General features: G+C 67.8%; 19 protein-coding genes and 1 tRNA gene. 10 read left to right on the top strand and 10 right to left on the bottom strand.

The annotated features are described in order from the left end of the window. Positions 1-18: 18 nt before the first annotated feature. The 3 genes from AC1DCZ_RS06510 to AC1DCZ_RS06500 are packed head-to-tail and all read right to left on the bottom strand — an operon-like array spanning position 19 to position 1,684. On the bottom strand, positions 19-930 hold the full coding sequence (locus AC1DCZ_RS06510) for an NUDIX hydrolase (protein WP_476973860.1): 912 nt from the start codon (positions 928-930) through the stop codon (positions 19-21). Positions 931-944: 14 nt separating this feature from the next. After that, the gene (locus AC1DCZ_RS06505; protein ID WP_476973859.1) at positions 945-1,526 is read right to left on the bottom strand and encodes a RidA family protein; all 582 of its coding nucleotides are present in this window, start codon (positions 1,524-1,526) and stop codon (positions 945-947) included. A 2-nt stretch (positions 1,527-1,528) separates the two neighbouring features. After that, entirely contained in the window at positions 1,529-1,684 is a 156-nt protein-coding gene (locus tag AC1DCZ_RS06500; protein ID WP_476973858.1) for a hypothetical protein, read from the bottom strand. A 37-nt stretch (positions 1,685-1,721) separates the two neighbouring features. Here AC1DCZ_RS06500 and AC1DCZ_RS06495 point away from each other — a divergent pair, with 37 nt between their 5' ends. The 5 genes from AC1DCZ_RS06495 (at position 1,722) to AC1DCZ_RS06475 (ending at position 9,133) form a co-directional block, all read left to right on the top strand. Then, positions 1,722-4,028 (top strand): transglycosylase domain-containing protein, encoded by a 2,307-nt coding sequence (locus tag AC1DCZ_RS06495; protein WP_476973857.1) that lies wholly within the window; start codon positions 1,722-1,724, stop codon positions 4,026-4,028. Positions 4,029-4,031: 3 nt separating this feature from the next. Beyond that, entirely contained in the window at positions 4,032-4,997 is a 966-nt protein-coding gene (locus tag AC1DCZ_RS06490; protein ID WP_476973856.1) for a metallophosphoesterase, read from the top strand. Positions 4,998-5,305: 308 nt separating this feature from the next. Continuing rightward, entirely contained in the window at positions 5,306-7,129 is a 1,824-nt protein-coding gene (locus tag AC1DCZ_RS06485) for an ABC transporter ATP-binding protein (RefSeq protein ID WP_476973855.1), read from the top strand. Then, a complete protein-coding gene (locus AC1DCZ_RS06480; protein WP_476973854.1) occupies positions 7,126-8,964 on the top strand; it encodes an ABC transporter ATP-binding protein in 1,839 nt (612 codons plus the stop codon). Before AC1DCZ_RS06485 ends, AC1DCZ_RS06480 begins: the two co-directional genes overlap by 4 nt. Before the next feature lie 92 nt (positions 8,965-9,056). After that, positions 9,057-9,133 (top strand) — tRNA-Pro (locus AC1DCZ_RS06475). A 203-nt stretch (positions 9,134-9,336) separates the two neighbouring features. Here AC1DCZ_RS06475 and AC1DCZ_RS06470 read toward each other — a convergent pair. Continuing rightward, on the bottom strand, positions 9,337-9,555 hold the full coding sequence (locus AC1DCZ_RS06470) for a hypothetical protein (RefSeq protein WP_476973853.1): 219 nt from the start codon (positions 9,553-9,555) through the stop codon (positions 9,337-9,339). Positions 9,556-9,684: 129 nt separating this feature from the next. Between AC1DCZ_RS06470 and AC1DCZ_RS06465 the strand changes: the two genes are divergently transcribed. Next, entirely contained in the window at positions 9,685-10,953 is a 1,269-nt protein-coding gene (locus AC1DCZ_RS06465; RefSeq protein WP_476973852.1) for a helix-turn-helix domain-containing protein, read from the top strand. 34 nt (positions 10,954-10,987) lie between these two features. Here the strand turns inward: AC1DCZ_RS06465 and AC1DCZ_RS06460 are convergent, their stop codons facing one another. Together AC1DCZ_RS06460 and purD are read right to left on the bottom strand one after the other, a co-directional pair. Further along, positions 10,988-11,956 carry a phosphoribosylaminoimidazolesuccinocarboxamide synthase gene (locus AC1DCZ_RS06460; protein ID WP_476973851.1) on the bottom strand — a complete coding sequence of 323 codons (969 nt, stop codon included), beginning with the start codon at positions 11,954-11,956 and terminating at the stop codon, positions 10,988-10,990. After that, positions 11,953-13,263, bottom strand: coding sequence for a phosphoribosylamine--glycine ligase (gene purD / locus AC1DCZ_RS06455; protein ID WP_476973850.1), 1,311 nt, complete (start codon positions 13,261-13,263; stop codon positions 11,953-11,955). Before purD ends, AC1DCZ_RS06460 begins: the two co-directional genes overlap by 4 nt. 571 nt (positions 13,264-13,834) lie before the next feature. Between purD and AC1DCZ_RS06450 the strand changes: the two genes are divergently transcribed. Genes AC1DCZ_RS06450 through AC1DCZ_RS06440 form a run of 3 tightly spaced genes read left to right on the top strand, consistent with a single transcriptional unit; the run spans position 13,835 to position 16,873 of the window. Continuing rightward, positions 13,835-15,424 carry a molybdopterin-dependent oxidoreductase gene (locus tag AC1DCZ_RS06450; protein WP_476973849.1) on the top strand — a complete coding sequence of 530 codons (1,590 nt, stop codon included), beginning with the start codon at positions 13,835-13,837 and terminating at the stop codon, positions 15,422-15,424. 36 nt (positions 15,425-15,460) lie between these two features. Then, positions 15,461-16,477 (top strand): asparaginase, encoded by a 1,017-nt coding sequence (locus tag AC1DCZ_RS06445; RefSeq protein ID WP_476973848.1) that lies wholly within the window; start codon positions 15,461-15,463, stop codon positions 16,475-16,477. A gap of 3 nt (positions 16,478-16,480) precedes the next feature. Beyond that, positions 16,481-16,873, top strand: a complete 393-nt coding sequence (locus tag AC1DCZ_RS06440) for a sterol carrier family protein (RefSeq protein WP_476973847.1) — start codon at positions 16,481-16,483, stop codon at positions 16,871-16,873. A gap of 31 nt (positions 16,874-16,904) precedes the next feature. Here AC1DCZ_RS06440 and AC1DCZ_RS06435 read toward each other — a convergent pair whose 3' ends face one another. Beyond that, a complete protein-coding gene (locus AC1DCZ_RS06435; RefSeq protein ID WP_476973846.1) occupies positions 16,905-17,885 on the bottom strand; it encodes an aldo/keto reductase in 981 nt (326 codons plus the stop codon). A 102-nt stretch (positions 17,886-17,987) separates the two neighbouring features. On the opposite strand from AC1DCZ_RS06435, the gene AC1DCZ_RS06430 reads away from it, so the two are divergent. Next, entirely contained in the window at positions 17,988-18,857 is an 870-nt protein-coding gene (locus AC1DCZ_RS06430; RefSeq protein WP_476973845.1) for a CHAD domain-containing protein, read from the top strand. Here the strand turns inward: AC1DCZ_RS06430 and AC1DCZ_RS06425 are convergent. The 3 genes from AC1DCZ_RS06425 to AC1DCZ_RS06415 form a co-directional block, all read right to left on the bottom strand. After that, on the bottom strand, positions 18,832-19,560 hold the full coding sequence (locus AC1DCZ_RS06425) for an HAD family hydrolase (RefSeq protein WP_476973844.1): 729 nt from the start codon (positions 19,558-19,560) through the stop codon (positions 18,832-18,834). The genes AC1DCZ_RS06430 and AC1DCZ_RS06425 overlap by 26 nt on opposite strands. After that, positions 19,547-19,855, bottom strand: a complete 309-nt coding sequence (locus AC1DCZ_RS06420) for a DUF1508 domain-containing protein (RefSeq protein WP_476973843.1) — start codon at positions 19,853-19,855, stop codon at positions 19,547-19,549. Before AC1DCZ_RS06420 ends, AC1DCZ_RS06425 begins: the two co-directional genes overlap by 14 nt. 109 nt (positions 19,856-19,964) lie before the next feature. Further along, on the bottom strand, positions 19,965-21,815 hold the full coding sequence (locus AC1DCZ_RS06415) for a glycoside hydrolase family 15 protein (protein ID WP_476973842.1): 1,851 nt from the start codon (positions 21,813-21,815) through the stop codon (positions 19,965-19,967). Positions 21,816-21,833 lie beyond the last annotated feature (18 nt).

The raw sequence follows: 21,833 nt of genomic DNA, 5'->3' as shown, positions 1-21,833 counted from the left end.
CACGGGCCGGGACCGGCGTCAGCGCTCCCGCTGGGGTTCGCCGGCGACAGTCTTCGCCGCCTCGACCTCCAGCATCAGCCTGCCGTCCTCCTCGACGAGCTTGGGCTGGTAGACGTGGGCTTTGCGCTTGTAGCTGAGGTAGGCGATGCAGCCGTTGGCCGCGGCCATCTTCTCGAGCATGATCTCCGAGCCCGGCACCAGGAGCTGGCCCAGGGGCCGGCCGACGGTGTTCTCCTGGCCCACCTCATCGCCCAGGACCGTGGCCTCGCGGCCCTCAATGAGCTTGCGGACGCACACCCAGCGCCCCCAGACCCCTTTGCTGGCCAGGAGCGTGGGCTGCTGGTTGACCGGCAGGGTGGCGGCGAAGTACCGCGTATTGAACCGGCGGTGCGCGAAATCAGGGCTGATCCAATTCACCAGCGGCTTAAGCAGGTCCGTCCGCACCGAGAGACCGCGCTTGGCGAGCACATCGGTGAAGGACTTCTCCTGGTCGGCCACGGCCTCGCGTGCACGCATCCACTCGGCACTGGAGGTGCCCTCCACGGTGGTGGACAGGTCCGGGCCGGCCAGCAGGATGCCGGTCTCTTCGAACAGCTCACGGATGGCGCCCACAATGTGGCGGCGCACCAGTCCGACGTCGGCCGTCCCCATCTGCTCGGCCCAGTGCTGGGGCGAGGGGCCAAGCCAGGCGACGGCGTCGTCGTCGGATGGCTCCAGCGACCCTCCGGGGAAAGCCACCACGCCCAGCGGCGAGGACCCTGGCCGGTATCCAAGCCAGGTCTCCAGACCTGTGGGGGAGTCACGCAGGAGTACGACAGAGGAAGCGAAACGGACGGCCCGAGGCGTCCGCTCGCCGTGTTCGAGCCAACTGCGTGCTGCCCCTTCGAGATCGGGGGGGAGGACGAACAGGCGACGGGCTAAATGAGGCAAGGAACTGACCGGCCCTAAGCGAATTCGGCGATCAGTTCGACTTCAACAGGAGAGTCGAGCGGCAGGACTGACACGCCAACGGCGGAACGCGCGTGCTGACCGGCGTCGCCAAGGACCTTGCCCAGAAGCTCTGAGGCGCCGTTGATGACCCCGGGCTGGCCGGTGAAGGAGGGATCGGAAGAGACAAATCCAACCACCTTGACGATCCTGGTGATGCGGTCAAGGTCGCCGATGACACTCTTGACGGCAGCCAGCGCGTTGACAGCGCAGACTGCTGCGTAGTGCTTGGCCGCTTCCGGGGACACCGTGTATTCGTCCGAGGCGCCCTCCGTGCCGGTGGAGACCTTGCCGGTGGCCTCGAGCTTGCCGTCGACGAACGGCAGCTGCCCTGAGGTGTAGACGTGGTTGCCGGAAATCACGGCCGGTACGTACGCAGCCACCGGTGCGGCCACCTCCGGCAGTGTCAGGCCGAGCTCGGCAAGGCGTTGTTCGACGGCGGACGACGCGCCCGCGCCGTCGACGGCGTTTGCCGCCTCAGCCGTGCTGCCGGCGGTGTTTCCGGGGCTTGCCGGGGTGGCCGGCGCTGGGGTGCTCATGGCTACTGCTTCTCCCGCTTCAAATAGGCAACCAGGCCGTTTCCGTCAGGGCCCGGGACAACCTGGACAAGCTCCCAGCCGCCCTCGCCCCACTGGTCAAGGATCTGCTTTGTAGCATGGATGATGAGCGGAATCGTGGCGTACTCCCATTTGGTCATGACATAAAGCCTAGTCCTTGCCGGTAAAGTGGAAAACATGGCGACTGGTAAGAACCCTTTATTCGACACGGCCACCACCCTCGGAAAGCTTCTTCTTTTCCTGGGCGTGAGCGCCATTTGTGGCGTCCTGGTGGCGGGGCTCCTTGTCCCCGCGGCCGCTGTTTCCGGCAGCGCAGCTAGCGGGTCGATTCAATTCTTTGACACCCTCCCTGCCGAGCTGAAGGTGGACCCGCCCAGCCAGTCGACCACCGTCCTCGCGTCGGACGGCAGCGTCATCGCCAACCTCTATGCGGAAAACCGCACGCGGGTATCGCTGGACCAGATGTCCCCCAACATCAAGAATGCGATCATCGCCATCGAGGACAACCGGTTCTACGAGCACGGCGGCGTGGACACCACCGGCATCCTGCGCGCCCTGGTCAGCACCGCCCGCGGCCAGAAGCAGGGCGCGTCGACCATCACGCAGCAGTACGTCAACAACGTCATCAACTCCTCCCTTGAATCCGAGGGCAAGGGCGACCAGGTCCTGCTGAACGGTGTCAACAAAGGTGTCGGCGACAAGCTCCGTGAGATGAAACTCGCCATCGCCCTGGAGAAGAAATTCACGAAGGACCAGATCCTCGAGGGCTACCTCAACATCGTGTTCTTCAACCGTGACGCCTACGGCATCGAAGCCGCTTCCAAGTTCTTCTTCAGCACCACCGCCAAGGACCTGACCCTCCCCCAGGCCGCACTGCTGGCCGGCGTCGTGAACAGCCCGTCCTTCTATGACCCGATCGCCCACCCGGACAACGCCAAGGTCCGACGCGATCTGGTGCTCAAGTCCATGCTGACCCAGGGCAAGATCAACCAGACCGACTACGACGCCGCCGTGGCGACGCCGGTGGTTACCAAGGTCAACCAGCCGCACCAGGGCTGCGCCTACGCGACGACGGCACCGTACTTCTGCGACTACGTCCTGCACCTGCTGCTGAACAACCCGGCCTACGGCGCCGACGCCGCCGAGCGTGAACGCAAGATCTTCCGCGGCGGCCTGACCATCAAGACCACCCTGGATCCCAAGGCCCAGGCCGTGGCACAGACCCAGGTCGACGCCTCTGCCGGCGCGAACCCGGACAAGTGGGGAGCCTCGCTGGTCTCCGTCCAGCCGGGCAGCGGCAAGATCGTCTCCATGGCCCAGAACACCGTCTGGTTCCCCACCGACGGCAAGTTCGACCAGACCCAGAACTTCAACGTCGATGTGCAGGACGCCAAGGGCAACGACCTGAACGGCCTCGGCGGGTTCCAGCCGGGCTCCACGATGAAACCGTTCACCTTCGCGGAGTGGCTCAATGAGGGCAAGCCCATGAACACCCTGCTCAACGGCGCGGTCCGGCGCTACCCGCAGAACTTCCCCTGGAAGAACACGTGCCCTGCGCCGACCGTCGGCTGGTATGACGACACCAACCAGAGCCATGACCTGCAGAACGCCGACCCGGACCACTACAAGTACATGTCCGTCCTTGACGGCCTGGCGAACTCCATCAATACGATCACCTTTGCCTCGGCGGCCCAGCTGGACCTGTGCGGCATCCAGAAGGTCGTGGACTCCCTGGGCGTCCACGCGGGCAACCCGGCGAACGGCGACCCCAACCCCAAGGTGCCGATGACCACGCTCGGTAACCTGATCGGCTCCACCCAGACGGCGCCGCTGACCATGGCCAGCGCCTTTGCCGCCTTCGCCGACGACGGCAAGTACTGCGATCCGATCGCCATCGAGTCGGTAACCGACCCGGCGGGCGCCCAATTGCCGGCCCAGTCCGTCAGCTGCCGGGATGCCATCAAGCCCGACGTGGCCCACGGCGTCGCCTACGCCATGCAGGAAGTCCTCAACCGCGGCTCTGGCTCGCTCATCCAGCCCCGGATCTCCACCAGGACCACCTTCCCTGTCGCCGCCAAGACGGGCACCAACGACAACAACAGCTCCACCTGGGTCGCGGGCTACACTTCAGGTCTGGCGACGGCCACCTGGTTTGGCGATCCCCTGAACGGCCAGCACCGTGCCGGCCAGAACATCACCATCAACGGCAAGTTCTACAAGGGCATCGACGGCTACATGATCGCCGGACCGCAGTTCTCGAACTACATGTCCCAGGTCGCCCCGGCGTACGGCACCAACCCGTTCCCGGCCCCGCCGTCGAACATGGTCACCGGACCGGTCGCACCGCCGCGCCAGACGTTCCCGTCAACGCAGAACATTGCACCGGCGCCTGCGCCGACAAATGCGCCCGCGCCGTCGGCGCCGGCGACGCAGGGCGCCCAGCCGGGCAACGGTAACGCCACGCCCCCCGGCAAGCAGCCGTAGCCGATGAGCCAGGGAAGTTCCGTGGCCAGCCGCGTCCGTAGCATCGGGCGCGGCTTCGCCGTGACCGCCGCGCTCGGGACTGCAGCCGGGGCCGCCGCCACCGGGTACGGGCTGTGGGAGAAGAACCAGTTCGTCCTCCGGGAGGAAACGCTGCCCATTCTGCCCGCAGGATTCGGCCCGTTCCGGGTGCTGCACCTCTCGGACATACACTTCGTGCCGGGCCAGCGCCGGAAGGCCGCGTGGCTCGAGTCGTTGGCGGCCCTGACGCCGGACCTTGTGGTGAACACCGGCGACAACCTAAGCCACGCCAAGGCCATCGATCCCCTGCTGGCGGCGCTGCGTCCCCTGATGGAGTTCCCCGGCGTGTTTGTGCCCGGCTCCAACGACTACGTCGCGCCCATCTTCAAGAACCCTGCCGCATATCTCCTGGGCCCGTCCTCGCGCTTCCTGGACCCGTCCTCGCAGCGGAAGAACCGGGAGTTGGACTGGCCGCGGCTGCGTTCCGGCTTTGGCATGGGCGGCTGGGTGGATCTGACCAACCGTTGCCAGTCGCTCGTGCTCAAGGGCATGCGTTTTGATTTTTCCGGCGTGGATGACCCGCATCTGGGTCTGGAACGGTACGCCGGCTGGCCCCGGGGCACCAAGGGCAGGGACTCCGATCCGCACCTGCGGGTCGCCGTCGCGCATGCGCCCTACCAGCGCGTGCTCGATCACTTCACTGAAGACGGAGCCGACCTCCTGCTGGCCGGCCACACCCACGGCGGCCAGATCTGCGTTCCCGGCTACGGCGCCCTCGTTGCCAACTGTGATCTCCCCACCTGGCGCGCCAAGGGCCTCAACGACTGGGAAAGCAACGGACGCACGACGCCGGTCAACGTCTCCGGCGGTATCGGCACCTCCCGCTTCGCGCCGGTCCGCATCGCCTGCAAGCCCGAGGCCGTGCTGCTGACCCTCACTTCCCGCGCCTGAGCCTGTACCGCTCCCGCATCCTTCAGCGGGCTTGCTCTCCCCGTGTGGCCGGTCCCCGGGGGACATGCCCTCCCCGGGGCGGCAGCGATGGACATAATGGCACCATGCCCAACCCCCGGACCCGGGACTGGACATGTCCCCCGGCGGGCGCGGCCGGCCGGATTTGCATTGCGGAACATAATCACTGGGCGAGATCCAGATGCCGCAAGATACGGTGTGAATCAGCTCACGTCATGGCCTAGGGTAGTTGCTACAGGAAACTACATCTAGCGGTTCTAGATCTCGCACGCGCGTTTTAAGAAGCAGGCATGGCCAAGCAGACTCCGTTTTTCACATCCATCAGCCGCCTCTACCCCCACGTCAGGCCGATCATTCCGCGGCTCGTCATGGGTCTGCTCTGCGCATTGACGGCCAGCGTGGTGGCCCTGGCCATCCCCCAGGTGCTGCGCGTGCTCATTAACGACTCCCTCAAGCCGGGCGGAAGCACGGACGCGCTGTGGACAGCCTCGCTCGTTGTCCTCTGCCTGGGCATCGCGGAGGCCGGCCTTGTGGCCCTGCGTCGCCAGTTCGTCATCAACCCGGCCACCACCGTGGAAACCCGGATGCGCGTCTCCCTGTACGGCCACCTTCAGGACCTCACGGTCTCGTTCCATGACCGCTGGGGCTCCGGGCAGCTGCTCTCCCGCGCCATGACGGACCTGAACTTCCTCCGGCGCTGGATGGCGTTCGGCGCCATCATGCTCGTCGTCACGACGCTCACGGTGGTGATCGGCGTCGTTGTGATGTTCTCGATGAGCTGGCAGCTGGCCCTGATCTTCCTGGCCGCGGCCGTGCCCATCATGATTTACGGTTTCCGGTTCAGGACGCGCTTTAGCAAAGTGGCCCGCCGCAGCCAGGACCAGGCAGGCGATCTCGCCACCACCGTCGAGGAATCGGTCCATGGCATCCGGGTGCTGAAGGCCTTCGGGCGCAGCCGCGAGGCCCTCGCGAACTTCAACGAGCAGGCAGAGGAGCTCCGGCAGACCGAGATCGCCAAGGCCAAACACCTCGCCACCTTCAGCCTCGTCGTCACGCTCCTGCCCGAGCTCGCCCTCGGCACCGCGCTTGTCGTCGGCGTCCTCCTCGCCTCCCGCGGCGAGCTCAGCATCGGTGCCCTCGTGGCGTTCTTCGCCACGGCGGCCGTGATCGCCGCCCCTGTCGAGTTCTGCGGCATGCTGCTGGCCATGGCCCTCACTGCCAAGACCGCCATTGACCGGCACTTTGAGGTCATGGACTCGGAGAACACCATCACCAGTCCGGAGACCCCGCGCCGGCCCTCCGAGCTCAAGGGCGCCCTCAGCTTCCGGAACGCCACGTTCGCCTTCGAGGACGCCCCGGACAGGCCGCTCCTCAAAGACATCTCCCTGGACATCACGCCGGGCGAGACCATGGCCCTCGTGGGCACCACAGGCAGCGGCAAAAGCGCCCTGCTCCAGCTTGTCCCGCGGCTCTATGACGTCTCCGACGGGTCCATCACGATCGACGGGGTGGACCTGCGCGAATTCCGCGTCGAGGAGTTGCGCACCGTGGTCGCTGTGGCTTTCGAGGACACGACCCTGTTTTCGAGTTCGGTGCGCGACAACGTCCTCCTTGGCCTCCCCGAGAACAGCTCGGCGGAGCGCCGCGAGGCGGCCCTGGAGGAAGCACTTGACGTCGCCCAGGCGCACTTCGCCTACTCCCTGCCCGAGGGGCTGGACACCCTGATCGGCGAGGAAGGCCTCAGCCTTTCCGGCGGACAGCGGCAGCGCATCGCCTTGGCCCGTGCCATCGCCGCGCGGCCGAAGATACTGGTCCTCGACGACCCGCTGTCGGCGCTGGACGTCAATACCGAAGAGCGGGTCGAGGCCCGGTTGCGGGAGGTCCTCACGGACACCACCACGCTGATCGTCGCCCACCGGCCGTCCACTGTGGCCCTTGCCGATCGGGTGGCGCTTCTTGAAGGCGGCAGGATCACCGCCGTCGGGACCCACACCCGGCTGCTGGCGGAGAACAGCCATTACCGGCACGTGATTGCCAGCCTGGATCCGGAACCGCGGGACCTGGATTCAGAACTGTCAGCCCTCGAGGACCAGTCCGAGGAGATTTCCCGATGAGCAGCGCAACGTTCGGCACCGCCAATGAGGACAACGCCCACCTCACCAAGGGTGAGAGCAAGGCCGTCCAGCGGCGGTCGCTGGCCCTCCTGGGCTCCCTGATCCGCCCTGTCCGGGGGCGCTTCTGGCTGACGATTGCCGCTGTGGTGCTGTCCCAGGCCGCCCGCGTGGCCGGCCCGGCGCTGATCGCTTTCGGGATCGACCACGCCCTGCCGGCCCTGCTCGCCGGCGACAACCTTCCGCTGGTCCTCGCCGGGGCCGCCTATCTCGCGGCGGCCGTCGCCACAGCCGGCCTGACCGCGCTGTACGTCACGTCGACCGCCCGGCTCAGCCAGTCGATGCTCCTGGACCTGCGCGTCCGCGTGTTCCGGCACACCCAGCGGCTGAGCCTGGAATTCCACGAGAGATACACCTCCGGCCGCATCATCGCCCGGCAGACCTCGGACCTGGAGGCCTTGCGCGAACTCCTGGACTCGGGCGTGAGCTCGCTGGCCTCCGGGATGCTGTTCATGGCATTCACGGCGATCACGGTGTTCGCCCTGGACTGGCGCAGCGGACTGCTGGTCCTGGCCGCGGGCGTGCCGATGTATTTTCTGTCCCGCTGGTACCAGAAGCACTCGCAGATCGCCTTCCGGCAATCCCGCGTCGTCTCGGCCCGCCTGATCGTGCACTTCGTGGAGACCATGACGGGCATCCGCGCCGTGAAGGCCTTCCGGAAGGAGCGCGAGAACGCCGCCCGCTACGCCGAGCTTTCCGAGGACTACCGCACCGCGACGGTCCGTTCCATCAACCTTAACGGCATCTTCCAGCCAGGCCTGGTGCTGATCGGCAACGTCTGCGTCGCCGTCGTGCTGCTCCTGGGCGGTTTCCGGGTCCTCAGCGGCGAGCTGGCGGTGGGCGTGCTCCTGGCCCTGATTCTGTCCACCAAGCGCTTCTTCCAGCCGGTGGACCAGATGGCCATGTTCTACAACTCCTTCCAGAGCGCCCAGGCGGCCCTCGAGAAGGTCTCCGGCCTGCTGGAGGAAGTGCCCACGGTCCGGCCGCCGAAGTCCCCCGTGGCCCTGGCCGACGCGAAAGGAACCATCGATTTCGCCGGCGTCGAATTCCGCTACGGCGACGGCCCCGTCATCATTCCGACAATGGACCTCCACATCCCCGCCGGCCAGACCGTCGCCCTCGTGGGGCAGACCGGGGCCGGCAAATCCACGCTGGCGAAACTGATTGCCCGCTTCTACGATGTCTCCTCCGGGTCGCTCACGCTGGACGGCGTGGACCTGCGCCAGCTCACGACCGAAGACCTGCGCAGGAACGTCGTCATGGTCACGCAGGAAGCCTTCCTGTTCAGCGGCTCGGTGGCGGACAACATCGCCCTGGGCCGGCCGGAAGCCTCCCGCGGGGAGATCGAGGACGCGGCCAAGGCGGTGGGCGCCCACGGGTTCATCACGGAACTGCCGGACGGCTACGACACCGACGTCAACAAGCGCGGCGGCCGCGTCTCCGCGGGACAGCGCCAGCTGATCAGCTTTGCCCGGGCATTCCTGGCCCGGCCGGCCGTCCTGATCCTGGACGAGGCGACCTCCTCGCTCGATATCCCGTCCGAGCGCCTGGTCCAGACCGGGCTGTCGAAACTCCTGCGCGGAGTACGTGGTGGCGGGTCCGACGCCGGGCGGACGGCGCTGATCATCGCGCACCGGCTCTCCACGGTGGAGACTGCCGACCGTGTCCTGGTGGTCCATGACGGGCGCATCGTCGAGGACGGGACCCCGGCGCAGTTGATCGGCGGCGGCGGACGCTTCGCGCAGTTGCACGGAGCTTGGAAGGACTCCCTGGTCTGATCCGGCCCGGCAGTCCGCCGCATGGCCCGTACCCCGATTTCACATCCGGGGCTCCCATCGGATACTCTTGTGAAGTTGCTTTTGCAGCGGATCGGGATGTGGCGCAGCTTGGTAGCGCGCGTCGTTCGGGACGACGAGGTCGCAGGTTCAAATCCTGTCATCCCGACCAATCAGAAGAGGGCCTTCCATTCGGAAGGCCCTCTTTTTTATGCCCGATCCCGGGTGCGCCGGGGCCCGCCCGGGTCGGGCCTGGCGCGCCTCCTCGGTCCGCCCCTGTCACACCTGGACCGCTGTCCGGGCACAAAACAGCCCCGGAACACCGTGTCCCGGGGCTGCGAAGCTCTGGCCTGCGGCCTGTGACAACAGGTCCTGCTACATGGGGTCGGGCCAGTTGCCGACGTTGGTGGAGTAGACCATCGGATCGGGCCAGTTCCCTACCGCCTGAGGCACGGACATGGGATCGGGCCAGTTGCCGACGGCGGCAACGCCTGAGTTCTCGGTGAGGGACGCGGCGGACAGGACGGCCGGGGCCGCAGCGGAGAATGCCAGCGCGCCCGCAAGCACGACGCCGGCTGCAATCTTCTTCAACATAGAGTTCCTCAATATGAGTCGGGGTCCTTACCAAGTCAGCACTACCCTTGTTGACATACATTGTAAAATGTTTTCCACAGAGACTGTCAAGCATTTAGTACAAAGAATGTCCGGAATTAGGAGGTATCCGTGGGAAACGGATTTGGGGAGAAGCTCCGGGCGGAACGGCTTGAGCGCGGCCTGACGCAGGCGGAGCTGGGCCGCGACCTGTACTCCCCCAGCTACATCTCGCTGCTGGAAACCGGGCGCCGCGAACCCACCGCCGATGTTATTGAGGAGCTCGCCCGTCGGCTTGAGCTTGCCCCCAAGGCTTTGGAGGCCTGGAGCCAGCCCGTGTCCGTCAGCGACGCCGAGTACGTGCTCGCAGGGCTGTACGCCCGCCAGGCCTGGGACCTCCGGGATTACCCGGTGGCCGCCGCCCACGCCGCCGCCGCCGCCAAGATCGCCCTGGAAGCGAAGAACACGAGCGCGTGGTGGAACATGACCTACATGCAGGCCGAATGCCTGATCAAACAGGGACTGTGGCAAGAATGCAAGGACGTGATCCAGCACCTCCTGGACCACCCCATGGCCGCCGAATCGGCCGGCCTCGGCGTCAGGGCCCGGCAGATGCTCGCTGCCGCCTCCCAGGGACAGGGCCAGCTGACCGCAGCCGTGGAGAACGCGCAGGAAGCTGTGAAGCTCTGCGCCCAGCTGCCCAAGGGCTCCACGATGATCATCGGCGCGTTGCGCTCACTGATCGGCGCCTTGGCCGAGAGCGGCCGGCTCGATGAGGCCTGGGAATACTGCCAGGCCATGAACGAGCAGATGGACGACCACTCCATGTCCCAGCTCGCCGGCGAGGTCGCCTGGGTTATCGGCAACGTGGCCTTCATGCGCCACGACTACCCCGAGGGCATCAAGTATCACGAGCGTGCCGCCAGGCTGCTCTCGCCCGCCAACGACATCGACCTCTGGGCCCGGTTCAACAAGGCCTCCGCGGCTGTCCGGCTCTCCTCGGGGATTGTGGAACCGGAAACCCTGTCCTCGATCGAACGTGCCGAACTGGCGCTCTCAATCGTGGGCGGCAACAAAACGGACCAGCTGGAAGTGGCGTTCATCCGGGCCCGCTGGCTCTACCTCACCGGGGACATCGTCGCAGCCGTGCAAAAACTGCGCGAGATCCACGCCGAACGGGAGTCACTCGCCCGGCATACGGCCGGGGAGGTCTCGCTGCTGCTGGGTAAGGCCCTCAAGGCCGCCGGGGAATCCGCCGAGGCGCTCGTCTACCTCGAAGAAGCCCAGAAGGAATTCAGCGCGGCGGGAGCCTCGGACCGGGTCCAGCAAGCCATGGACGCGGTGCTGGAAATCCGTCTGGCGCAGCGGCGCGCCGAGGCCGCAGCCTCGGCGGAAGCATAGGCTGCAGCAACGGCACCGGCAGGCACCCGGCAGGCTAGGCGAACGCCCGGCCCGTGAGCTTCTCGTAAGCTTCCACGTAACGGCTGCGGGTGCGCACCACGACGTCGGCTGGAAGCGCCGGCGGCGGCGCGTCCGACGCTTTGTCCCAGCCGGACTCGGCCGAGGTCAGCCAGTCACGGACGTACTGCTTGTCATAGGAGGGCTGGGCCTTGCCGGGCTCATAGGTGGCGGCATCCCAGAAACGTGACGAGTCCGGGGTCAGCACCTCGTCCCCCAGCGTAATGACGCCCGTGGCGGCGTCAAAGCCGAACTCCACCTTGGTGTCGGCGAGGATGATGCCGCGGCCGCGGGCGATGGCCTCGGCCTTCGTGTAGATCGCCAGGGTGAGCTCGCGCAGCCTGGCGGCGATGTCCTCGCCCACCAGGTCCACGACGGCGCCGTAGGTGATGTTTTCGTCGTGCTCGCCCACCTCGGCCTTGGCCGACGGGGTGAAGATGGCTTCGGCGAGACGGGACCCGTCCACCAGGCCCTCCGGCAGCGGAATGCTGCACACAGTGCGGGACTGCCTGTACTCCAGGAGGCCGGACCCAGTGAGGTAGCCGCGGGCGATGCATTCCACCGGGAACATGTCCAGTTTCTTGCAGATCATCGCCCGGCCCTGGACGGCGGCCGGGACGCCGCTGCCGACCGTCGACGCGAGCACGTGGTGTTCGACCCCGAGCTGCTCGAACCACCAGAGGCTCAGCTGGGTCAGGATGCGCCCCTTGTCCGGGATCTCACTGGCCAGCACGTGGTCGTAGGCGCTGATGCGGTCACTCGCGACCACCAGGACGCATTCGCGGCCGAAGCTCGCCGTGATGGACTCATCCACCGGAACGTACAGGTCACGGACCTTGCCGGAGTAGACGTGCCTCCAGCCGGGCAGGTCCAGGGCCGCGGTGTCCAGCCCGCCCTTCGGGGCGGCGGTTTCCGGCGTCGATGATGGAGATTCGGTCACGGTCATGCCTTCGCTTTCGACGCGGCCGGGGCCCCAGGGGCCGCTACACGGATCTGGCCCCGCGCCGCCTTGCGTCCGATGTCGGTGCGGAACTGGCCGCCGTCCAGCTGGACCAGCTCGACGCCGTCGTACGCCCGTTCGCGGGCCTCCACCAGGTCGGCCCCCAGGGCGACGACGGCGAGGACACGGCCGCCGGCGGACACCACCTTGCCCTCGGCGTCAAGCTTCGTGCCCGCGTGGATGACGTGGACGCCCTCGAGCGCCTCGACCTTCTTGAGCCCGCGGATGCGGTCCCCGGTGCGGGGCGTGCCGGGGTAGTTCTCCGCGGCGACGACGACGGCGACTGCGGTGTCCTTGGACCAGCGCAGCGGCTGCACCTTGTCCAGTTCGCCCTTGGCGGCTGCCATCAGCAGCCCGCCCAGGGGGGTCTTGAGCCGGGCCAGGACGGCCTGGGTTTCAGGGTCGCCGAAGCGGACGTTGAATTCGATGACACGCGTGCCGCGGGAGGTCAGGGCCAGGCCGACGAACAGCACGCCCACGAACGGCGTGCCGCGGTGGGCCATCTGGTTGACCGTGGGCTGGGCCACGCGGTCGATGACTTCCTGGACGAGGCCTTCGGGCGCCCATTCCAGCGGCGTGTAGGCACCCATGCCGCCGGTGTTGGGGCCCTCGTCGTTGTCGAAGATGCGCTTGAAGTCCTGCGCCGGGGACAGTGCCACGGTGTTGCGGCCGTCACAGAGGACGAACACAGAGACCTCGGGGCCATCGAGGAACTCCTCGATCACCACCGTGCCGCCGGTGTCGAAGCAGCTCTGGGCGTGGGCGAGGGCCTCGTCCCGGTCGTTGGTGACCACGACGCCCTTGCCCGCGGCGAGGCCGTCGTCCTTCACGACATAGGGTGCGCCGAAGGTATCGAGGGCGTCGGCGGCTTCCTCGGCGTTGCTCGCGACCCGGGCCATTGCCGTGGGCACGCTGGCCTCGGCCATGACTTCCTTGGCGAAGGCCTTGGATGCTTCCAGCTGCGCCGCGGCCTTGCTGGGTCCAAAGACCGGGATGCCGGCGGCGCGGACGGCGTCGGCCACTCCGGCGGCGAGGGGCGCCTCCGGGCCGACCACCACGAGGTCCGCCGTCAGCCTGCTGGCCAGGGCGGCAACCGCGCCAGGGTCGTTCGCGTCAATGGCGTGTGTGGGGACCAGCTTGCTGATGCCGGCGTTGCCCGGGGCCGCATGGACCTCGGACACGTTGGGGTCTGCAAGCAGGGATCGGACAATGGCGTGTTCGCGGCCGCCGGGGCCGATGACAAGTACCTTCACAGTCTCCAAGGGTACGTGCTGGACCCGAAGGCTCCTAAGCTGTGACTGCCGCTGGACATGCCCAATCTTGTGCCTGGGCATGCCCGGACATGCCCAGCCGCAGGCAATCCACCGGGACATGCCCAGTCCCGGACGCGGCCACTGGACATAATGCCACCATGCCCATTCCCTAGGGCCAAGGCTGGACATGTCCACTCTGGAACCGCCGCGCAACCACCGGGACATGCCCAGTCCCGGACGCGGCCACTGGACATAATGCCACCATGCCCATTCCCTAGGCCCAAGGCTGGACATGTCCACTCTGGAACCGCCGCGCAACCACCGGGACATGCCCAGTCCCGGACGCGGCCACTGGACATAATGCCACCATGCCCATTCCTTGGGCCCAGGGCTGGACATGCCCAATCTTGTGCCCGGACATGCCCCTTCCTCGGGCCCAGGGCTGGACATGCCCAATCTTGTGCCCGGACATGCCCCTTCCTCGGGCCCAGGCTGGACATGTCCCCCGAGGCCCGGTGAGCATGTCCACTCGCAGGACAATCCGCGGACCGTGCCGCTACGAACAGCCTGTATGAAGAAGCCCAGCAAGAAGCCCACGCAGCGGTTCTCAGGTGCCACCGCCCTGGCCGCGGTGGCCGGTGTGGCCGCCGCCGCCGTCGTATTGTCCGTCGCGGAACTGGTCGGCGCGTTCTTCACAGCGCGGGCGACACCGCTGATCGCCCTGGGATCGACCTTCATCGATTTCACGCCGCCGTGGATGAAGGACTTCGCGGTCACCACGTTCGGGACCAACGACAAGGCCGCTCTGTTCGTCGGCATGGGGCTGACGATCCTGATCCTGGCGTGCGTGCTGGGTGTGGTGGCCTACCGCAAATGGGCCCTCGGCGTGGCCGGGGTGCTCGTCATGGGCGCCGTCATCGTCGCCAGCGTGGTGACGCGGGCCAGCGTGAAGCCCGTGGATGCCATTCCGTCCCTGATCGGCACCGTGGCCGGCCTCATCGTGCTGCGGCTGCTCATCACGCGCCTGTGGCGGATGCGGGCGTGGCCGGACATGGCCGCCGACGTGGCCGCCAAGGAGCCCGAACGCCCGGCCACCAGCCGCCGCGCCTTCTTCGCCGCCACGGGCATCACCGCCGCGGCGTCGGTCATCGCCGCCACGGGCGGGCGGCTGCTCAGCGCGGCCCGCAGCAACGTGGCCCAGGCCCGGGAATCCCTGAAGCTGCCGGCCCCGGCGAAGCCTGCCGCTGCTGTTCCCGCTGGCGTGCAGTCCAGGACTCCCGGTGTCACGCCATGGCTCACCCCGAACAAGGATTTCTACCGCATCGACACGGCCCTCAGCGTGCCGGAGATCAACGCCCAGGACTGGGAGCTGCGTGTCCACGGCCTGGTGGAGCAGGAAGTACGGCTCAGTTTCCAGGACCTGCTTGATGCGAAACTGATCGAATCCCATGTGTCCCTGACGTGCGTCTCCAACCCCGTCGGCGGGAACCTGGCCGGCAACGCCAAGTGGCTGGGCATGCCCATCCGCGACGTGCTCAAAATGGCCCGGCCCAAGCAGGGCGCCGACATGGTGCTCTCCACTTCGGTGGACGGCTTCAGCGCCTCCACCCCGCTGGAGGTCCTGCAGGATGACCGGGACGCCATGCTGGCGATCGGCATGAACGGCGAGGCTCTTCCCCTGGAACACGGCTACCCGGTGCGCATGGTCGTTCCCGGGCTATACGGATTCGTCTCGGCCACCAAATGGGTGGTGGATCTCGAAGTCACCCGCTTCGCCGACAACAAGGCGTACTGGACGCAGCGCGGCTGGTCCGAGCGCGGCCCGATCAAAACCATGGCCAGGGTCGAGGTCCCCAAATCCTTCGCCAAAGTGCCCGCCGGCCGGGTGGCCCTCGGCGGCACTGCCTGGGCCCAGACCCGCGGCATCACCAAGGTCGAGGTCCAGATCGACAACGGCCCGTGGATGGAGGCGGTCCTCTCCGACGAGGCATCCGTCGTGACCTGGCGGCAGTGGTCCCTTGACTGGGATGCCACCCCGGGCCCGCACTACATCAAGGCCCGTGCCACCGACGGCACCGGTGAGCTGCAGACGGACAAGCGGGCGGATCCCGTGCCCGACGGCGCCTCCGGCTGGCAGTCCGTCATGGTGACCGTGGAATAACCGGGGTATCCCCACCGGGCACCTTAGACTTGCTACATGCCCCTGAACCCGCATGCCACCTTCACAGTCGAGTCCGCCGTCGAACTGGCAGTCGTTGAACGCAGCGGCTTTGTCGAATCCCGCCACATCGGCTCGGCTGTCGTACTGGCCGCGGACGGCACTATCGTGACCGAACTGGGTGACATCAACACCCCGATTTTTGCCCGGTCGACCCTCAAGCCGCTGCAGGCCCTCGCCTCCATGCAGTCCGGCGTCCCGTTGCGCGGGGCCCAGGTGGCGATCGCCTGCGGCAGCCACGTCGGCTCGCTCGACCACATGGACGTCGTGGAGGGCATGCTGAAGGCGGCCGGGGTCAAGGAAGACCAGCTGCAGTGCCCGGGCGCGTGGCCCGAGGACGAGACGGCCAGGAACTGGCTGGTCCAGACTGAGCGGGGCAAGTCCCGGCTTGCGTTCAACTGCTCCGGCAAGCACGCCGCTTTCCTCTGGGCGTGCACGGAAAACGGCTGGGACACCCACAGCTACCTTGAGCCCAACCACCCGTTGCAGCAGCGCGTCCGCACCGTCATCGAGGAGTACTGCGGCGAACGCATCGCCCACCTGGGCATCGACGGCTGCGGCGCCCCCGTCGCCGCCGTGTCGCTGACCGGCCTGGCACGGGCGTTCTCGAAGCTGGCCAAGGCCCCCGGGGACAAGAACTCCAATGCGCGCGCCGCCACGATCGCGACGTCCATGCTGGACTACCCCTGGGCCGTCCAGGGACGCGGGCAGGCCAACACGATTGTCATGGACGAGCTCGGCATCCTGGCCAAGGTCGGCGCCGAAGGCGTCCTGGTGATGGCCACCCCGCAGGGCGTTTCCGTCGCCATCAAGATCCTTGACGGCAACATCCGGGCCACCACGCTGATCGGACTGACCCTCCTTGCTGCATCCGGCGCCGTCGAGATCCCGGAAGTGTCCAGCGTGCTGGAGAAAGTCGTCGATCCCGTCCTGGGCGGGGGCCGCCCTGTGGGCAAGATCCGCCTCGGCCGCGCCGTCTCGGCCCTGCTGGACTAGTCCGTGGCTGTCGCCCGCCGCCGCATCGCCATCGACGAAGGCCGCGCCGCGCTGGCCGCGTGGCTGGGGGCGGCCGTCCCGGCGCCGGACGCAGGCGCCGGCGCCTCCCCCCTCTCCCGCAGCACGCTCGCGACGGCGGTGCGCTACTCGCTGGAGGAAGTCACCGCACGGGCACCCGGCAACTCGGTGGAGGTCCGTGTCCCGCCCTTTGGCGTAACGCAATGCGTGGAAGGCCCGCGGCACACGCGCGGCACTCCCCCGAACGTTATTGAGTGCGACGCCGACACCTGGCTGTCGATGGTCAGCGGACAGCTGGGCTGGACCGACGCCGTCGCCGCCGGCCGGGTGGCCGCCTCCGGCCTGCGCGCCGACCTCTCCGGTTTGCTGCCGCTCTAGCGGCGCCGCGCCGGAACCCGTGCTGGCAGGGTTACCAGCGGGGGTGGATCGTGGGCCGGAAGTAGCGGTCGTAGATGTCCTGCACGCCGGCCTTGAACTCCGCATCGATTCGGACCTGCGCGGCCGCGGCGTTGGCGCGCGCCTGGTCCGCGCTGCGGGCGCCGGGAATGACGGAGCTGACGCCGTCCTGGGCGGCGATCCAGGCGATGGCGGCCTGGGCAGGTGTGGCTCCCTCCGGCACGAGGCGGCCGAACTCCGCCGCTGCCTGGAGCCCCTGTTCAAAGTCCACGCCGGAGAACGTCTCCCCGACGTCGAACGCCGCACCCGTCCTGTTGTAGTTGCGGTGGTCGTCCGGGGCGAAGGACGTGTCCCGGGAATACTTGCCGGACAGGAGCCCCGAGGCGAGCGGCACCCGGGCGATGATGCCGACGCCGGCTGCCCTGGCCGCCGGGAGCACCTCATCCAGCGGTTTCAGCCGGAACGCATTGAGGATGAGCTGGACGGTCGCCGTGCCGGGGTGCCGGATCGCTTCGAGGGCCTCGTCGGTGCGCTCGACACTCACGCCGTAGTTCCGGATAGCGTCCTCGGTCACGAGGGTGTCCAGCGCGTCGTAGACCTCGGCGCTGCTGTAGACGGCGGTTGGCGGGCAGTGCAGCTGCACGAGGTCCAGGCGGTCGGTGCGCAGGTTCCGCCGTGAACGGTCCACCCACTGGCGGAAATTGGCAAGGGTGTAGTTCTCCGGGCGCTGCTCCACCCGGCGGCCCATCTTGGTGGCGACCGTGACGTCCAGGTCCGGGCGCCCGGCCAGGAAGGCGCCGATCGCCTGCTCGCTGCGGCCGTCGCCGTAGACGTCCGCCGTGTCAAAGAAGGTAACGCCGGCATCGGCCGACGCGGCCAGGACAGCCTGCGCCTGGGACTGGTCCACCTCGCCCCAGTCCGCCCCCAGCTGCCACGTGCCGAGCCCGACAACTGAAACGTTCCGGCCGGTCTTTCCCAATACGCGTTGTTCCATCGTCCGACAATAGGCGTTTGACCAGCAGTGGCACAGCAAACTGCCGGCATTCCGGACCCCCGGCTCCCCACAATTGCCGGGCTGCGCGAAGTAGAGTGAAGCATGGCGACCACCGCCGGCACCGTCCTGCTGGCCTATCTCGGGGAACAGCTCGGCGAGCTGCGCCGCCATGCCCCGGGTGTCCGTGCAGGCCAGGCGGAGTCCATCCACCAGATGCGGATTTCGGGCCGCCGCCTCAGGTCTTTGCTGGCCACCGGCCGAACCTTGTTCGTGGACGGCGCCGGAGAGGGCGTGCGGTCCGAGCTGAAGTGGCTCTCCGGGGTGCTCGGCGCAGCCCGGGATCCCGGGGTGGTCCAGGCCCGGCTCCAGGAGCTGCTCGCAGCCGAGCCCGAGGACCTGGTCTTCGGTCCGGCCGCTGCACGGATCGACGAGGAGCTCGAGGCGTCCGCCGCTGCTGGACTTGAGGGCGTCCTGGCTGCCCTTGGGAGCGAAAGGTACGCCCAGCTGCTGGCCGGCCTCTCGGAGCTGCTCGCGGCTGGAGCCCTGTCGGCGAAAGCGTCCCGGCGCCCGCGCAAAACCAGCCGAAAGCTCGTCGCCAAGGATGAAGCGCGCCTCAGGCGCGCCGTGCAGGCGCTTCACACGCAGGCCGGCACCGTTCCCCGGGACACCCGCCTGCACGAGATCCGCAAGGCCGCCAAGCGTCTGCGCTACGCCTCCGAGTTCGCCGCAACGCTCGGGGGAAATGCCGGCAAGCGGGCCAAACGTGCGGCTTCGGCTGCGCGCCGGATTCAAACAGTCCTTGGCCTGCACCAGGACAGTGTGGTTGCCCGCGCCTTGCTGAGCGAGCTCGGCAGGCGCTCGCCGGGCGGCGCGGAGGCCGGTTTCACCTACGGACGGCTGCACGCCAAGGAAGAGCAGCTGGCGGCCGGATCCGAGGCGGACTTTCTCAAGGCGTGGAAGAAGTTCCCGTGAGGAGCCGTCCTATCGCGCTGTCGCTGAGATTCTCCAGCAGCGCGCGCGGGCTCTCGTAGACTTCGACGGCGCCGGCTTCGCGTAGCTCCGCTTCGCTGGTCCCCCCGCACGTCAGTCCGATGGCCGGGATGCCAAGCGCCCCGGCGGCGTAGATGTCCCAGACGGCGTCGCCGACGTAGACGGCATCGCCGGCCTGCACGCCGACGGCCGCCAGGGCAGCGACGAGGATATCCGGCGCGGGCTTGCTCTCCTCGGCGTCGCTGGAACTCGTGGCTGCGTGAACGTAGTCGTCCGCCCCGATCGTGGACCTGAGAATTTCAAGGTCCCGGCCCCGGGCCGACGATGCCAGGGCCACGGCGAGGCCCCGCCCGTGGCACTCGGCCAGCAAATCCCTGGCCCCGTCGAGGGGGCGCAGTGCCGACCAGAAGGTGGCGAACACGGCCGACTGGGCGGACAAGATGGCGTCGTCCCCGGAGAGGTCCCGGCCCGAAGGCAGCAGGGCGGCGAGGATCTTGTCCCCGCCCATGCCGATCGAGCGGTGGATGCTGGCCATCGGAATGTCGTGGCCGGCCTGCCGGAAGGCCCGCCACCAGGCGAGAGTGTGCAGGTAGGTGGAATCGACCAGCGTCCCGTCGACATCGAAGAGGACGGCGGCTTCGTGCCGGCCGGCAGGAGGGTTGGCGGCAGGATCAGTGGTGGGCACGGGCCCTCCGCCCTGCTGCAAGCGAACCGCCCGTGACGGACGGCCCGCGTCCTGCGCCGACAACGGTCCGTCTCATCACCCTGGGCACGGAACCGATCGTTGCGGCCTGGCCGTCGGAACTGCGGTCCCGGATGAGGCCCGTTCCGGCGATCTCCCGGGCCAGCGCGACTCCGGCCACGGCCGCCTTTTTGGTGGCGAACGTGACTGAAACCGCCATCAGGTTGCCCGTTCCGTCCATCATCCGGATGCGGTATCCGCCGTCGGGCGCGTCCACGAGCTCGAAATACCCAGCCATCTGCACACTCCTTCTGCCCATCACCCCACGTTGGGATATTAGTAAGTGTACTTACTGGCTTTGTCTCGACAAAGCCCCGGGCTGTGCGGAACGTCCGGCGCCGGCCGTGCTACGGGTTCACGAAGGCCGCCCGTGCAGGGTCCGCCGGCGCGGCGACCTCTTCAATGGCCGAAGTCGTCAGCGGGGTGTCGCTGCGGTGCACGCCGTCTTCGTGCAGCCCCAGGGCGCTGAGCACGAGCGCGAAGTGGCTGAATGCCTGCGGCGTGTTGCCCAGCTGCCGTCCTGTGTCGACGCCCCATTCTTCGCTGAGGAGCCCGACGTCGTTGCGCAGCGCCAGCAGGCGCTCGAAGAGTTCCCTGGCCTCGTGGCGCCGGCCCGCCCCCAGCAGGGCCTGCACCAGCCAAAACGAGCAGGCGAGGAAGACGCCCTCCTCGCCGGGGAGCCCGTCGTCGCTTTCCGCCGGCTTGTAGCGGAGGAGGAATCCGTCGTGCGTCAGTTCGGCCTGGACGGCGTCGATGGTTCCAATGACGCGCGGATCATCAGGCGGCAGGAATCCCACCCGCGGGATGAGCAGAAGGCTCGCGTCCAGCTCCGGCCGCCCGTACGACTGCACGAAGGTGTTGCGCTCGGCGTCGAAGCCGTTGGCCATGACCTCAGCGTGGATGGTGTCGCGCAGTTCCTCCCACCGGTCTGCGGGACCGGTCAGGCCGAAGTCCCTGACCCCCTTGACCATGCGGTCTGCGGCGACCCAGGCCATCACCTTGGAGTGCGTGAAGTGCCGCTGCGGGCCGCGCATTTCCCACAGCCCGTTGTCCGGGTGGCGCCATGCGGTCTCAAGGTGTTCCATCAGGGCGACCTGGACGTCCCAGGCGTCGTCGGTGTGCTTCAGGAGGGAATTCCGCGTCAGGGACAGGCAATCGAGCACTTCGCCCCAGACGTCGAGCTGCAGCTGCCCCGCCGCGCCGTTCCCTGTCCGCACGGGGGCGGAACCTTCATAGCCCCCAAGCCAGGGAAGTTCCATCTCCGGCAGCCGGCGTTCGCCGTGGAGCCCGTACATGATCTGCAGGTCCGCTGGGTCTCCGGCGACTGCCCGGAGCAGCCAGTCTCGCCATGCACCGGCTTCCTCCGTATAGCCCACGGCAAGGAGCGCCTGGAGGGTGAGGGTGGCGTCCCGGAGCCAGCAGAAGCGGTAGTCCCAGTTCCGGGTGCCGCCGATCTCCTCCGGCAGGGAGGTTGTCACCGCAGCGACGATGCCGCCGGTCGGGGCGAAGGTCAGCGCCTTCAAGGTGATGAGGGACCGCTTCACGGCGTCACGGTAGGGGCCCTTGATCTTGCACTTGGCCGACCAGTTCTTCCAGAAAGCCTCGGTGGACACCAGGACCGCTTCCGGATCCACCGGGCGGGGGCGGCCGAGATGGCTGGGGCTCCACGTCAGCGCGAACGGCACCCGTTCCCCCGCGGTCACCGTGAAGTCGCTGACCGTATGCATCCGCTCGCCGCGCAGCGGAGCCTCGGTCACGAGGTAGGCGGCGTCCGGTCCGGCGATCGCATGGATCCCGTGCTCGTCATGGCGGACCCACGGGACGATGTGGCCGTAGTCGAACCGCAGCGTCAGCTCCCCGCGCATCCGCACTGTGCCGCGGACACCCTCAACGATCCGCACGATGTCCGCCACAGAGTCGCGGGGCGGCATGAAGTCGATGATCCTGACCGTGCCGTCGGGCGTCTCCCATTCCGTTTCCAGGATGAGCGTGTCCTGCCGGTAGTGCCGCCGCGTGCATTCGCCGCCGCTTGCCGGCGCCAGGAGCCAGCGGCCGGCCTTGGGTGTGTCGAGCAGCGCGCTGAAGCACGCGGGCGAGTCGAACCGGGGCAGGCACAGCCAGTCGATGGAGCCTTCGGTGCTGATAAGGGCGGCGGTGTGCAGATCGCCGACCATTGCGTAATCCTCGATGCGTGCCATGACACTTACAGTGCCACA

The sequence above is a fragment of the Arthrobacter sp. 10N418 genome, from assembly GCF_056394725.1.
The sequence above is the reverse complement of the archived record's forward strand: the minus strand, read 5'-3'. Positions and strand labels throughout refer to the sequence as shown.

Excerpts from the sequence above, each read along its gene's own strand:
- AC1DCZ_RS06505 (WP_476973859.1), bottom strand. The coding sequence starts at position 1,526 with ATGAGCACCCCAGCGCCGGCCACCCCGGCAAGCCCCGGAAACACCGCC.
- AC1DCZ_RS06500 (WP_476973858.1), bottom strand. The coding sequence starts at position 1,684 with ATGACCAAATGGGAGTACGCCACGATTCCGCTCATCATCCATGCTACA.
- AC1DCZ_RS06495 (WP_476973857.1), top strand. The coding sequence starts at position 1,722 with ATGGCGACTGGTAAGAACCCTTTATTCGACACGGCCACCACCCTCGGA.
- AC1DCZ_RS06490 (WP_476973856.1), top strand. The coding sequence starts at position 4,032 with ATGAGCCAGGGAAGTTCCGTGGCCAGCCGCGTCCGTAGCATCGGGCGC.
- AC1DCZ_RS06485 (WP_476973855.1), top strand. The coding sequence starts at position 5,306 with ATGGCCAAGCAGACTCCGTTTTTCACATCCATCAGCCGCCTCTACCCC.
- AC1DCZ_RS06480 (WP_476973854.1), top strand. The coding sequence starts at position 7,126 with ATGAGCAGCGCAACGTTCGGCACCGCCAATGAGGACAACGCCCACCTC.
- AC1DCZ_RS06470 (WP_476973853.1), bottom strand. The coding sequence starts at position 9,555 with ATGTTGAAGAAGATTGCAGCCGGCGTCGTGCTTGCGGGCGCGCTGGCA.
- AC1DCZ_RS06460 (WP_476973851.1), bottom strand. The coding sequence starts at position 11,956 with ATGACCGTGACCGAATCTCCATCATCGACGCCGGAAACCGCCGCCCCG.
- AC1DCZ_RS06450 (WP_476973849.1), top strand. The coding sequence starts at position 13,835 with ATGAAGAAGCCCAGCAAGAAGCCCACGCAGCGGTTCTCAGGTGCCACC.
- AC1DCZ_RS06445 (WP_476973848.1), top strand. The coding sequence starts at position 15,461 with ATGCCCCTGAACCCGCATGCCACCTTCACAGTCGAGTCCGCCGTCGAA.
- AC1DCZ_RS06435 (WP_476973846.1), bottom strand. The coding sequence starts at position 17,885 with ATGGAACAACGCGTATTGGGAAAGACCGGCCGGAACGTTTCAGTTGTC.
- AC1DCZ_RS06430 (WP_476973845.1), top strand. The coding sequence starts at position 17,988 with ATGGCGACCACCGCCGGCACCGTCCTGCTGGCCTATCTCGGGGAACAG.
- AC1DCZ_RS06420 (WP_476973843.1), bottom strand. The coding sequence starts at position 19,855 with ATGGCTGGGTATTTCGAGCTCGTGGACGCGCCCGACGGCGGATACCGC.
- AC1DCZ_RS06415 (WP_476973842.1), bottom strand. The coding sequence starts at position 21,815 with ATGGCACGCATCGAGGATTACGCAATGGTCGGCGATCTGCACACCGCC.